This window comes from Vibrio algicola (genome assembly GCF_009601765.2).
In the GTDB taxonomy this organism is placed as follows: Bacteria; Pseudomonadota; Gammaproteobacteria; order Enterobacterales; family Vibrionaceae; genus Vibrio; species Vibrio algicola.
The window spans coordinates 372,063-384,593 of sequence record NZ_CP045699.1 but is presented as its reverse complement, the minus strand read 5'-3'; the positions used below and the strand labels follow the sequence as shown (position 1 = coordinate 384,593).

Genomic DNA, 12,531 nt, shown 5'->3' with positions numbered 1-12,531 from the left:
GGTTATTCTCCTACCTCAGATTCGGGTGTAGCATCGGGGGTAACATTTAAGATCTGCAATGCGCCTTTCATAATTTCAGAGAATACAGGGCCGGCTACCGAACCGCCGTAGAATTGATCGCCTTGCGGTTCATTCACCACCACCACTAACGCCAAGCGTGGATTACTGATTGGGGCAATACCGGCGGTAAGCGCAACATATTGATCGCTATAACCACCTGCTTTCGCTTTACGAGAAGTACCAGTTTTAGCGCCCACACGATAACCTGGCACTTTGGCTTCAACTGCCGTACCGCCTTTATGCGTAACTTGCTCAAGCATATTGATCACGCGACGAGCCGCATCAGCATCGGCAGCGCGGAAAGATTTACCCGAACGATGACCGTCTTTTAAAATGTGCAATGGCATGTTGATACCCATATTGCCTAATGTGGCATAAGCATGCGCCAATTGCAGTGGCGTTACCGAGATACCATAACCAAACGCCAATGTGGCTTCTTCAAATGGTGACCAACGACGACGATCAGGGAAGATACCGGTCACTTCACCCGGCAATTGGGTGCCCGAAATATTACCAAAACCAACACCGCTATACATGCTGAGGACATCCCGTACATCCATGCGCAGCGCGATGGTCGCGATCCCGACGTTACTGGATTTTTTCAAAATAGTGGTGAGTGAGGCTTTACCGGCTTTTTCAGAATCTCGGACTCGGCTGCCACCAACTCGCATAATGCCATTACCAGTATCGATAATAGTATTTTTGTCGATAATGCCTTTATCCAAACCGGCCAGCATCACAAAAGGTTTCATGGTTGAGCCCGGTTCAATTGAATCGGTAATGGCGCGGTTTCTCATCCGAAAGCTTTGCAGTTGTTCTTTATTATTAGGGTTATAAGACGGTGCATTGACCATAGCAAGAATGTCGCCATTTTTGACATCGACTAATACCGCAGTTCCCGAAGTAGCACGGAAATCGGCTACTGCTTGTTTAATGGCGCGGTAAGCGATCGCTTGAACACGCTGATCTATCGTCAGTTGCAGCGGTTTACCCGGCTTTTGAGTTTGCAGTGAGATGTTTTCGACGACCCGACCAAAGCGGTCTTTACGAATAGTTCTTTTACCCGCTTCTCCAGTTAACCAATTATCATAACTTTTCTCTAAGCCTTCAAGACCGTGACCATCAATGCCAGTGACACCGATTATGTGTGCACTTACTTCGCCTGATGGGTAGAAACGGCGAGACTCATCTTTAAGCCCAATCCCCGGCAATTTTAGTTCACGCACATATTTAGACATCGCAGGGCTAACTTGGCGCTGTAAATAAATAAAGCGGCGGCGTTTGTTTTTTTCAATTTTGGCCACTAAACCTTTTTGATCTAGCCCTAAAACATTGGCTAACGCATACCAACGTTGTATTTCATCCAATCCATGCTCTTTAAAGATAGTGTAAGGATCTGCCCATACCGCTTGCACCGGAACACTTACCGCCAGCGGCTCACCATTGCGATCGGACACAATACCACGCGCAGTCGGGATCGCCTTAACTCGCACTGAGCGCATATTGGCCTGTTCAATTAATTGATCGGGTTGAATAACTTGAATATAAGCGGTACGGCCAATTAAAGTCAGTAGCGCTAAAACCACAAAACCCAGCACTAGGTTATAGCGCCAGGTAATCAGGATTGGAGTGTTTTTCTTCACAACACGTTTAGGTTGTTTTTTTTTCACTTTTTTGTTGGTTGGCTTTTTCATTTCAGGTTCACAATCACTTCTTTATCTGAATCCGGTCGTTTCATATCAAGATCTTTGATTGCGATCCGTTGAACTCGAGTATGCTCGGCAAGGGCGTTTTCTTCTAAGATCAGATTTCGCCATTGGCTGTCTAGTTTTTCTCGACTTTCGAGTAGGTTATCCCGTTGCGTAATTTGGCCTCGGGTTTGATAAGTAGTCAACACCACCCCAATTGACGTGGCAAAAATCAGCACCAACAACAATAATGGCAACTTACCGATCGACGATAAGTCATTCCATATTGCTCGAGGTAAACTAGGCGGAGTCTGAATAGTCATGTTTAATCTGTGCTGTCAGTGGCGGGTTTATCGAGCTTTTCAGCAATACGAAGCACTGAGCTGCGCGAGCGAGTATTCACATCGACTTCTGATTGAGTCGGTTTAATCGCTTTGCCTACGGTTTTCATATTGGCTGAGCCCAACAATTTAATTTGGTCTTCGGTCAGTGGTAGGCCATGCGGCACTTGTGGACCACGACTCTCACGGCGCATAAAGTGTTTTACCATGCGATCTTCTAACGAGTGAAAGCTGATCACCGATAAACGACCTTCTGGCGCTAGGATGGCCATCGCGCCTTTTAAGGCAAAATCAATTTCATCTAACTCACTATTAATAAAAATACGAATGGCTTGGAAACTGCGAGTGGCAGGGTGTTTCTTCTCTTTAAAATTCTTAGGCGCAACATCTGATATCAACTTAGCCAGTTGCCCAGTACGAGTTAATGGCGCTTTATCGGTATTTTCACGACATTCTTGTTGATAGGCCACAATCCCTTTAGCAATGCGACGCGCGTGTTTTTCTTCACCAAATTCACGAAGTACCCAAGTAATATCATCCAGATCGGCATCCGCTAACCATTGCGCAGCCGATTGTCCAGAGGTTGGATCCATACGCATATCAAGTGGGCCGTCTTTCATAAAGCTGAAACCGCGATCGGCATCATCAAGTTGCGGTGAAGACACACCAAGATCAAATAGCACACCATCAACCTTGCCGACTAAGTCATATTGCTCGGCGTAGCTTTCAATACCAGAAAATGGCCCATGCACAATGGTAAAACGAGGATCATCAATTTTGGCGGCTTCTGCAATCGCTTGTGGGTCGCGATCGATACTGTATAAGCGGCCGTTTTCACCCAAACGAGCTAAAATATTGCGGGTATGACCACCACGACCAAACGTACCATCAATGTAAATCCCATCTGGTTTAATGTTTAACCCATCGATGGATTCATTTAAAAGTACAGAAACGTGTTGAAAGGTATCGGTCATAGCAGTAATTAACTCAATTAATGATTAGTTGACTAGGATATTCATGTCACGCACTCAACGCAAGAAAAGAGCGGAGATATGACATGATTTACGCTAAGTTTATGTCAAATTAAATCAATTTGGTTAAACACAGGTAAAAACGGCCATTATTTTGGATGCAATATGCAATATTTCAATCAGGTAGAAAAGCCATTATATGACTTAGAAACTTAATTCAATTTAAGGTAAATGAACTTAATCAACAAAGCTGCGACTGCAATTTCGCAGGCTATATACCCAAAGTAATTGAAGTTGCAGTGAGGCGGCAAGCAAACGAAGCCCCATGAGCTTAGCTTGCCTAAGTGATTGGGGTGAGTTTGCGCAGCCAACAAAGCTGCAGCTTCAAGTAAGACGGCTATAGATAAAGAAAAACCCACCGCAGAGAGACTGCGGTGGGTTATCAATGAGTGGAGTTGACATCATAAGCCGGGTTCTGTTCCGCTTCCCTTCCTAAAAAGAAAAACGGTGATAGCCATTCGTCTAGGCCAGCAATCGCTCACTGGCTCGAGCAACCTACCCGCCCCCTTACGCGAGCAGCGCAATGTGAGGGCCTATTTGGTCTTGCTTCAGGTGGAGTTTACCCTGCTACGAACTGTTGCCAGACGCACGGTGCGCTCTTACCGCACCCTTTCACCCTTACCTGTGCTTATCTTCTCCCCGAAAGGATCGGAATTAAGCCATCGGCGGTCTTCTCTCTGCTGCACTTGTCGTGAGCTCACGCTCCCCAGGCGTTACCTGGCACCTTGCTCTATGAAGCCCGGACTTTCCTCCCCTCCGACAGTCTCCCTTGGTATTGCTACCAAAAAGGACATCAACGAAGCAGCGACTATCCAGTCAACTCCGCGGCGAATTATACGCAAACCACCTTCGAAGACAAGGCATTCCAGTATATTCTCATTACTATAATTTATTCTAGGTTCTCAAGCCCCCATTTATATAGAGCATTCTTCTTGAGATTATGGATTTCGGCCACTAATGCTGCTGCTTTTTTAAGCGGCAACTCTTTAACTAAAATGGTTAAAGTTCTTAATGCATCATCGGGGATCGCATCTTCTTGCTTCTCTTCACGGTAACCGTGAATAAGCAATACCATTTCGCCGCGCTTACGATTTGAGTCTTGCTCTATCCAGTCAATTAGCTCACCTAATGGCGCGCCATGAATAGTTTCAAAAGTCTTTGTTAACTCACGCGCAAGCACAACTTCACGCTCTGGACCTAAAATTTCGAGCATATCGGCCAAAGAATCAGTAATGCGATGTGGCGATTCATAGAAAATACAGGTACGTTCTGCTTTAATGATTTCTAATAATTTATCTTTTCGCCCTTTGCTTTTCGCTGGGAAAAAGCCTTCAAAACTAAAGCGATCAGACGGTAAACCCGAAGCACTTAACGCCGTGATCACTGCGCATGCGCCCGGTAATGGCACAACTTTAACCCCAGCTTGACGACATTTTGTCACTAAGTGATACCCTGGATCGCTGATCAAAGGGGTTCCCGCATCGGACACTAATGCGATAGAATCACCGGCGAGGACTTTTTCAACTAAAACTTGCGCTTTTTGCTGTTCGTTATGATCATGTAAAGCATAAGTTTTGGTTGCGATGCCAAAATGCGATAACAATCGACCTGTATGTCTTGTATCTTCTGCTGCAATCAGGTCAACTTGGTGTAAAATCTCTAATGACCGTTGGGTAATATCGCCAAGATTACCAATTGGCGTTGGGACAATGTATAAGGCAGGATGCTCTAAAAGAGCGGTTTTGTTATCTATCATTTGTTTACCATCACTTGAGCGATTAATATAGAGACTATCTTTCACATGACTATCTTACAAACTAAGAATAAGAACGCATGAAAATTATGAATCACAAGAGCTTCAGTGTATCACGCTTATTTACTTCAATTGTATTGATGTTCATTCTAGCGGCATGTTCTTCCAACCCGAACGAGGGAAAGGTTGATATCACCACAGCCCCAAGTCAGAGTTCAAAAGCCTACTTAACTCAAGCTCAATCGCTTGAAGTGGCGCAGCAAACCGACTGGTTGATCATGGCCTTAAAAGCCGATGTGATTGAACAAAACTACGACGCAGGTAAAGCCTTGGTAACTCGTTTAGGCAAACTGCCATTAAATGAAAGCCAACAAGCAGAATGGCAAATCGCCCGCGCACAAATGTTAGCGACCACCGATAGCTCTGATGCCGCATTGAAAATTTTAAATTTCAAACCACAGTGGAAACTGGCCGATAATCAATGGGCTCGCTACCATACTTTGCGTGCACAATGGCTTGAAGATGGCAAAGACTTCTTTAATGCCGATCGTGAATTAATTGCATTAAAAGCCTCTCAATCAATCGCCAGTCAAGCACCAGCTGATATCACTGCTATTAATCAACGTATTTGGGCCAACTTAAATCAATATTCTGCTGAAGAAGTTGTGCAACTTAACGCGCAAGATAACGAAGTTGAATTGCAAGGTTGGTTGTATGTTGCGGTTGAAATGAAAACCAAAATACACGATCCAATGAAACTGCAGAGTGACCTACAACAGTGGTTTGATGCCAACCCAAGCCAGGCAATTGTGTTAGATACGCCAGCTGATGTTCAAGCGATCCTTGATCTGAGTATTGTCGCGCCTAAAAATGTAGCACTATTACTACCATTAGGCGGAAAATATGAAAAGTCCGCTAAGCTTATTCGTGATGGTTTTATTCATGCGATGACGGATGATAGCAGCCGTGATCCTGCGTTTACTATGACGGTATATGATACGTCAAACACCGATATGGCGGCAATTTATCAACAAATGCAAACCGATAAAATTGATTTCATTGTCGGCCCATTAATTAAAGATAATGTTGAAAAACTACAAGATATCGATGATGGTGCGATTCCAATGCTGGCGCTTAACTTCCCTGATCAAGCGGAAGAAGGTATGCAAGTTTGTTACCTAACCTTATCGCCTGAACAAGAAGCTGCACAGGCAGCAAAACACTTATTTGAAAATGGTTTTAAATACCCATTAGTCCTTGCTCCGAAAGGAACATTAGGAACTCGTATCACCGATGCCTTTAATACCGCATGGGCGAAATACAGCAATACTCCAACCGCCACTCAAGCTTTTGGTGGCCGCGCTGAATTACAAGCCAATGTTAATAAAGCGTTTGGTTTAACTGAAAGCCAAGTGCGTATCAATCAAATCAAACAAATTGCTTATATGGACCTAGAGACGGAAGCTCGCAGCCGTCGTGATATCGACTCGGTTTACATTGCCGCGTCTCGTTCACAGTTAACGCTAATCAAACCATTTATTGAAGTGGCGATTAACCCCGATGCTAAACCGCCTAAATTGTTCTCCAATTCATTGAGCAACAACGGTAAAGTGCGTCAATATCAAGATATTTCTGGTATTGTTTACAGTGATATTCCAATGTTAATTAACAAAGACGATGCGGCCGCCAAACAATATGACCAATTATGGCCAAACAGCAGTAACACTGAAAAACGTTTGCATGCATTAGGCATGGATTCTTATAGCTTAATCAACGCTCTACCTAGCATGAAAGTGGTACCAGGTTACCAAGCTAACGGTGAAACGGGCAAATTGAGCATTGATAGCAACTGTGTGGTGCAACGTGAATTAAGCTGGTCTGAGCATGAAGCTTTTCAGTCAAAGCAAGACAACGACGACCAACAATAAGCGAGCCATTGGCTCACAATACGAAACCTTGGCGAAACAATATTTAACTCGCCAAGGTTATCGATTTATTGCTGCCAACTTCAACACTCGATTGGGCGAAATTGATCTCATCATGCAAGATGGTGATACTTTCGTGTTTATTGAAGTCAAATATCGCAAACACAGTCATTATGGTCACGCCGCTGAAATGGTGACCTATGCCAAAAGCCAAAAGCTGATCAAGACCGCCATGATTTGGTTAAAGCAACAACGTCTGTCAGCCGAAACCACCTCATTTCGTTTTGATGTCATCGCCATTCAGCAACAAGGGCAAGACATTAACTGGATCAAAAATGCCATTACTCAAGGATAAATGATGCTCGACAGCATTAGTGACAGTTTTAAAGAAAGCATTCAAATTCAAATCGCCGCCGCAGAATCACTGCCAGATGTGATCACTCATGCCGCACAAGCCATGGTGAGCAGTTTACTTAATGGCAATAAAATTCTTTGTTGTGGTAATGGTGGCTCAGCAGCCAATGCACAGCAATTTGTTTCTTGCCTGCTTAATCGCTTTGAAACGGAACGCCCTAGCCTACCAGCCATGGCTCTTACCGCCGATAACATCTCGCAAACCGCGATTGCGAATGACTACCAATATGAAGAAGTCTTCTCTAAGCAAGTACGAGCTTTTGGTCAAGTTGGTGATGTGTTAATTGCGATTTCGACCAGTGGTAACAGTGGCAATGTGATCAAAGCCGTTGAGGCCGCCGTCACCCGTGATATGACCATTATTGCCTTTACCGGTAAAGACGGTGGCGAACTGGCCGGCTTACTCGGTGAATCGGATGTTGAGATCCGTATTCCATCCCACCGCACCGCTCGTATTCATGAAGTCCACATGCTCACTCTGCATTGCTTGTGCGATTTAATTGATCAAGTGATTTTTCCTTCGCACGAAGGGTAAGTTTGACAATCTTACTAAACGAATAAAAAGCGATTGGCGTTCGAATCTTGTAAGCTCATTAGATAATTTCAAAAGGATATTGATATGTCTCATTCAGAATAAGTTCAAATACTTACGGTGCTATCTCGCTTGCATAGGGAAGTATTGAAACTCACAGATTATGATGAGATTTTACGCCAATCCTTAACGCTCATACTCGACGAATCTAAGTGGGATTTTGCTTGTGTGACCACCCTTTCAGAAGGAAAGGAAGTCGCAACGCCTTTGTGTTTTATCGGGCCTGACGGTGAAATCCCCGCAATTGAATTTGATGTATTTGGAACCCCTTGCCAGCGAGTCGTCAAGCAAGATGATGTGGTTTATTATTCCGATATGAGTGAGGTCTTTGTCGATGATAGCGCCATATTGTCACTCCAAGTGCAAAGCTATATTGGAATGGTTTATTACATCGGAGGTAAACCACTCGGTCATGTTTTTCTGATGTCAAAGAAGAATTATAACCGCCAAGCACAACAACAAATTGCGTGGATTTTACGTTGGCTAAGCCTGTTTATTGGCTCAAGAGTGGAACTCATCCAAAAAAGTTGTGAGTTAAGTGAAGAACGTCGAATGGCGACCACCGATCCCTATTGGGCTTGACCAGAATAGTTAAGTAAGGTTTACCGGAAAGAGAATATTGTTTGTTTGTCAGTAGCGTAGGCGAGGATGAACAAGTCATAGCTAATTACGTTAGACATCAGGGCGAAAAGGATTCAGGTCAACTCCGTATGGAGTTATAACAGTAAGTACCCCGTGCATGCACGGGGTACTTACGCTTGCGAGAAGTATGCTGAATTTGGGTGACTCAATTTGACTAAGTCACGACAAAGCATTCAAAGGTTGCGATGATCTCCATGCCATCTTCGTATTCAATTGTACGTAAATTTTCCGGAATACTTTCTTCTATACTTCGTAAGAACTGTTTTTCATGAGCGCAATAAAATTCCATATAACTCACTGGCGCATCCGGTGTGGTTCTTGCGATGACTAGTTGTCCTGATACTGGATTCTTATCCTTGTTAAAATAGATATGCCCTGAATGGTTTATTCTTCCCATTGGACGGTTTTGCCAAACAGTAAAAATGCCAGGCTCATTTCCCGATGGACACATCAACCGTGTAATTGAGTCACTTTCAGAAGCTTCGACAAGAAGCGGCTCAATACCACGTTCGGAAATATCGTTTAGAGAGAGCAATGGTGCACCTGACCGTTTCTGATTATCTACTTCATGCTCCCGATTTATGGGCCCCTTTCCAGTTAGAAGCCATTCCATACTGCAATCTAGGGTTTCGCTTAAAAGTAAAGCACTGTCCGACATTATCGATTTTTCTGGGTGCAACATAATATTAGTAATGACTGCTCGACTCACTCCTGACACCTTTGACAAAGCCAAATTTGATTTGATATTTAAGTCATTCATTCGTTGTTGAATGTTCTTTGCCAGAATTGACTGTTCCGACGTCATAAATTCCTCCAGAAGTATTTAGGTGTATTGAACGTTACACTTCACTGTTTATCTTACTCATTGTTTTAAAAAAAGTACTACAGTAATTGTAGTCCGCGGATCAAATTCTTATATCACGTTAAGATATAGATAAATAAGAATTCCTTTATAAAAGCGTATTTTTATTACCATGTCTAGGGCGTGTTGAACTTTGCTGTACATTTTGCGTTCAACAATACATCGGTAGCCACATCAACATGAATGTCAGCGATAACATGCTGGCATAATTCCTTTCTAACTTGTCATATCTGACTGAAATAGCTCGATAATGCTTAATTCTCCCAAAGGCATTTTCGACCAAGTGACGATACTTGTATAGACACTAATCCATACTGTCTTTGTCTATATCTTGTCCGTAATTACGTTTAGCAATGACCGTTTCTCCGCCACGTTCCTTAACAAGAGTACAGAAAGGTTCGCTGTCATATCCTTTATCACAAACGATGGTATTAACTTCATCGAGTTGTTCAACTAAGCTTTCGGCATGCACTATATCGTGGCGTTGGCCTTCTGATAAATTAAAGCAAATCGGCAGGCCACCACTATCCACAGCTAAGTGAACTTTGGTTGAGTTGTCCCCGCGACTTTTTCCTATTTGCTCTGAGCTTTCAGTAGCTGCACCTGTGCTATGCTGATGCGCTCGAGCTATAGAGCCATCAAGAAAGACCCATTCAAAATCAACCATGCTAGATAAGCTTCTGAAAAGATTATCTAAAACCCCTTTCTTTGACCAAAGATTAAATCGTCTGTAAACGGTACTCCACTCTCCGAACTCAGAGGGGAGATCTCGCCAAGGAATACCTGTTCTCATTCGATAAAGTATTCCTTCAAATGTCATTCGATGCTCAGCTTTATCGTAAATACGACTTGTACTTTTCATCACTTGGAGTAGCAGTTAGCATTGTTCTTGGCGTGGTATTGGTTATGGTTTTACTTTTGGCGAAGCAAATTATAACCCTTTACCATGCTGTTCAAAAAACACTCACGAAAGATCAACACGCCCTAGTCATAAATTTGTCTCTGCAATGTGTTTACCTGCATTTTAATAGGCTAACTATCTGTTTCTATGTTGGTAGCTGCAAAAAAATTAAATTTGGAAAATTAGTTTACAAACTTTATCTGATGAAAACTTACAATTAAATGATACATTCAAGTCAACTAGTGACCCAAAAGAGTCCAAATTGACTTTATTGAGCCACCCTTTAATTGGAACAGATGTTCTATATCGGTTATGTGAGGATTTATGAGAAAATTAACAATGATTGCTTCAGCAATCGCTATGGCAACTGTATTTACAGGTCAAGCAATGGCTCATCCAACAGCGTTGGTTGCACCGCAAAAAACACCGGAAGGCACATTGATACCAGTGTCTCATCCTCAACGTTTAGTTGCACCAGTAGCTTCTGGTAATGAAGTGCCGGTTGCTCATCCAACAGCGTTGGTTGCACCGCAAAAAACACCGGAAGGCACATTGATACCAGTGTCTCATCCTCAACGTTTAGTTGCACCAGTAGCTTCTGGTAATGAAGTGCCGGTTGCTCATCCAACAGCGTTGGTTGCACCGCAAAAAACACCGGAAGGAACATTGATACCAGTGGCTCATCCTCAACGTTTAGTTGCACCAGTAGCTTCTGGTAATGAAGTGCCGGTTGCTCATCCAACAGCGTTGGTTGCACCGCAAAAAACACCGGAAGGCACATTGATACCAGTGTCTCATCCTCAACGTTTAGTTGCACCAGTAGCTTCTGGTAATGAAGTGCCGGTTGCTCATCCAACAGCGTTGGTTGCACCGCAAAAAACACCGGAAGGCACATTGATACCAGTGGCTCATCCTCAACGTTTAGTTGCACCAGTAGCTTCTGGTAATGAAGTGCCGGTTGCTCATCCAACAGCGTTGGTTGCACCACAAAAAACACCGGAAGGCACATTGATACCAGTGGCTCATCCTCAACGTTTAGTTGCACCAGTAGCTTCTGGTAATGAAGTGCCGGTTGCTCATCCAACAGCGTTGGTTGCACCGCAAAAAACACCGGAAGGCACATTGATACCAGTGTCTCATCCTCAACGTTTAGTTGCACCAGTAGCTTCTGGTAATGAAGTGCCGGTTGCTCATCCAACAGCGTTGGTTGCACCGCAAAAAACACCGGAAGGCACATTGATACCAGTGGCTCATCCTCAACGTTTAGTTGCACCAGTAGCTTCTGGTAATGAAGTGCCGGTTGCTCATCCAACAGCGTTGGTTGCACCACAAAAAACACCGGAAGGCACATTGATACCAGTGGCTCATCCTCAACGTTTAGTTGCACCAGTAGCTTCTGGTAATGAAGTGCCGGTTGCTCATCCAACAGCGTTGGTTGCACCGCAAAAAACACCGGAAGGTACATTGATACCAGTGGCTCATCCTCAACGTTTAGTTGCACCAGTAGCTTCTGGTAATGAAGTGCCGGTTGCTCAGCATATAGTTACGGGTACGGAGGGGACGATTACAGGGCAGGCGTTACCACCTACTAAATTAGGGGAATACGCCATCGTTGTGAGAAAAGATGGTCAGCCAGATGTACGAGGTCCAGATCAACTTCAAAATGGTGACCGAATTCTTGGTCATGCGGATACTCGTAACAATGCAGATCTTCAAAAAGATGCTTTGACTAGTAAGTACAGCAAAGCTGATCTTTGGGCCATGTCTGGTGATGCCACTGATGATCAAAACGTGACTAGACAAAGTGCTCCAGCTCCAACATATGCACCTAGTACCGCACAAAACTATAGTTCAATTGAAACTATAACTTCTAGAGTTGCTAGTAATAGTGGTGCAATAGATAAAAATACTGCAAATATCGCTGACAACAAGAAAGAAATCGATGGTCTTAGATCTGACTTGGAAGCACAAGCGAAGAAAATTGATGGCTCAATGGCCCAAGCAGGTGCGTTCGCTGGTTTAGTTAGCCCATACGGTGTGGGTAAAATTAACATGACGGCTGCAGTAGGTCATTCTGGTGATGCAAATGCAATTGCAATCGGTTCTGGCTACCGTATCAATGAGTCACTAACAGTTAAATTAGGTGGCGCTTACGATACTGGTTCAGAGCAAGTAACTAGCTACGCCGGTGTAGGTTACGAGTTTTAAGACGAATTTTTGTTAGTCCTGCCACCATGGATGGTAGCTTTTTTGCCCCAAAAAAGTAACAGACCATAAGTAAATTGTTATTAGCTCTAAAGCGAGGTTGTCTGACGTTTTGCT

General features: G+C 43.7%; 10 protein-coding genes, 1 other RNA gene and 1 pseudogene. 5 read left to right on the top strand and 7 right to left on the bottom strand.

Going from position 1 to position 12,531, the window contains the following annotated elements:
• Positions 1 to 2: 2 nt before the first annotated feature.
• The 5 genes from GFB47_RS01695 to rsmI all read right to left on the bottom strand — a co-directional run bounded on the left by GFB47_RS01695 (position 3) and on the right by rsmI (position 4,876).
• Complete coding sequence (locus GFB47_RS01695; protein ID WP_153446066.1) at positions 3 to 1,754, bottom strand: penicillin-binding transpeptidase domain-containing protein; 1,752 nt, start codon at positions 1,752 to 1,754, stop codon at positions 3 to 5.
• Positions 1,751 to 2,071, bottom strand: coding sequence for a cell division protein FtsL (gene ftsL, locus GFB47_RS01690; RefSeq protein WP_153446064.1), 321 nt, complete (start codon positions 2,069 to 2,071; stop codon positions 1,751 to 1,753). Before ftsL ends, GFB47_RS01695 begins: the two co-directional genes overlap by 4 nt.
• A gap of 2 nt (positions 2,072 to 2,073) precedes the next feature.
• Complete coding sequence (rsmH, locus tag GFB47_RS01685; RefSeq protein ID WP_153446062.1) at positions 2,074 to 3,063, bottom strand: 16S rRNA (cytosine(1402)-N(4))-methyltransferase RsmH; 990 nt, start codon at positions 3,061 to 3,063, stop codon at positions 2,074 to 2,076.
• Positions 3,064 to 3,507: 444 nt separating this feature from the next.
• An RNA gene (gene rnpB, locus GFB47_RS01680) (RNase P RNA component class A) lies at positions 3,508 to 3,944 on the bottom strand.
• A gap of 65 nt (positions 3,945 to 4,009) precedes the next feature.
• Positions 4,010 to 4,876 (bottom strand): 16S rRNA (cytidine(1402)-2'-O)-methyltransferase, encoded by an 867-nt coding sequence (gene rsmI, locus GFB47_RS01675; protein ID WP_153446060.1) that lies wholly within the window; start codon positions 4,874 to 4,876, stop codon positions 4,010 to 4,012.
• A gap of 77 nt (positions 4,877 to 4,953) precedes the next feature.
• Between rsmI and GFB47_RS01670 the strand changes: the two genes are divergently transcribed.
• The 4 genes from GFB47_RS01670 (at position 4,954) to GFB47_RS01655 (ending at position 8,386) form a co-directional block, all read left to right on the top strand.
• On the top strand, positions 4,954 to 6,801 hold the full coding sequence (locus GFB47_RS01670; protein ID WP_153446058.1) for a penicillin-binding protein activator: 1,848 nt from the start codon (positions 4,954 to 4,956) through the stop codon (positions 6,799 to 6,801).
• Entirely contained in the window at positions 6,758 to 7,153 is a 396-nt protein-coding gene (locus GFB47_RS01665; RefSeq protein WP_153446057.1) for a YraN family protein, read from the top strand. The genes GFB47_RS01670 and GFB47_RS01665 overlap by 44 nt, the downstream gene beginning before the upstream one ends.
• Before the next feature lie 3 nt (positions 7,154 to 7,156).
• Complete coding sequence (locus tag GFB47_RS01660) at positions 7,157 to 7,747, top strand: phosphoheptose isomerase (RefSeq protein WP_153448104.1); 591 nt, start codon at positions 7,157 to 7,159, stop codon at positions 7,745 to 7,747.
• A gap of 144 nt (positions 7,748 to 7,891) precedes the next feature.
• Entirely contained in the window at positions 7,892 to 8,386 is a 495-nt protein-coding gene (locus GFB47_RS01655; protein ID WP_153446055.1) for a hypothetical protein, read from the top strand.
• A gap of 214 nt (positions 8,387 to 8,600) precedes the next feature.
• Here GFB47_RS01655 and GFB47_RS01650 read toward each other — a convergent pair whose 3' ends face one another.
• Together GFB47_RS01650 and GFB47_RS01645 are read right to left on the bottom strand one after the other, a co-directional pair.
• Positions 8,601 to 9,251 carry a helix-turn-helix domain-containing protein gene (locus GFB47_RS01650; protein ID WP_153446053.1) on the bottom strand — a complete coding sequence of 217 codons (651 nt, stop codon included), beginning with the start codon at positions 9,249 to 9,251 and terminating at the stop codon, positions 8,601 to 8,603.
• Between the two features lie 208 nt (positions 9,252 to 9,459).
• Positions 9,460 to 10,170 (bottom strand): annotated as a pseudogene (locus GFB47_RS01645) (IS5 family transposase).
• A 363-nt stretch (positions 10,171 to 10,533) separates the two neighbouring features.
• Here GFB47_RS01645 and GFB47_RS01640 point away from each other — a divergent pair.
• Positions 10,534 to 12,417, top strand: coding sequence for a YadA C-terminal domain-containing protein (locus tag GFB47_RS01640; RefSeq protein WP_153446052.1), 1,884 nt, complete (start codon positions 10,534 to 10,536; stop codon positions 12,415 to 12,417).
• Positions 12,418 to 12,531 lie beyond the last annotated feature (114 nt).

Excerpts from the sequence above, each read along its gene's own strand:
- GFB47_RS01650 (WP_153446053.1), bottom strand. The coding sequence starts at position 9,251 with ATGACGTCGGAACAGTCAATTCTGGCAAAGAACATTCAACAACGAATG.
- GFB47_RS01670 (WP_153446058.1), top strand. The coding sequence starts at position 4,954 with ATGAAAATTATGAATCACAAGAGCTTCAGTGTATCACGCTTATTTACT.
- rsmH (WP_153446062.1), bottom strand. The coding sequence starts at position 3,063 with ATGACCGATACCTTTCAACACGTTTCTGTACTTTTAAATGAATCCATC.
- rsmI (WP_153446060.1), bottom strand. The coding sequence starts at position 4,876 with ATGATAGATAACAAAACCGCTCTTTTAGAGCATCCTGCCTTATACATT.
- ftsL (WP_153446064.1), bottom strand. The coding sequence starts at position 2,071 with ATGACTATTCAGACTCCGCCTAGTTTACCTCGAGCAATATGGAATGAC.
- GFB47_RS01665 (WP_153446057.1), top strand. The coding sequence starts at position 6,758 with ATGAAGCTTTTCAGTCAAAGCAAGACAACGACGACCAACAATAAGCGA.
- GFB47_RS01640 (WP_153446052.1), top strand. The coding sequence starts at position 10,534 with ATGAGAAAATTAACAATGATTGCTTCAGCAATCGCTATGGCAACTGTA.
- GFB47_RS01695 (WP_153446066.1), bottom strand. The coding sequence starts at position 1,754 with ATGAAAAAGCCAACCAACAAAAAAGTGAAAAAAAAACAACCTAAACGT.
- GFB47_RS01660 (WP_153448104.1), top strand. The coding sequence starts at position 7,157 with ATGCTCGACAGCATTAGTGACAGTTTTAAAGAAAGCATTCAAATTCAA.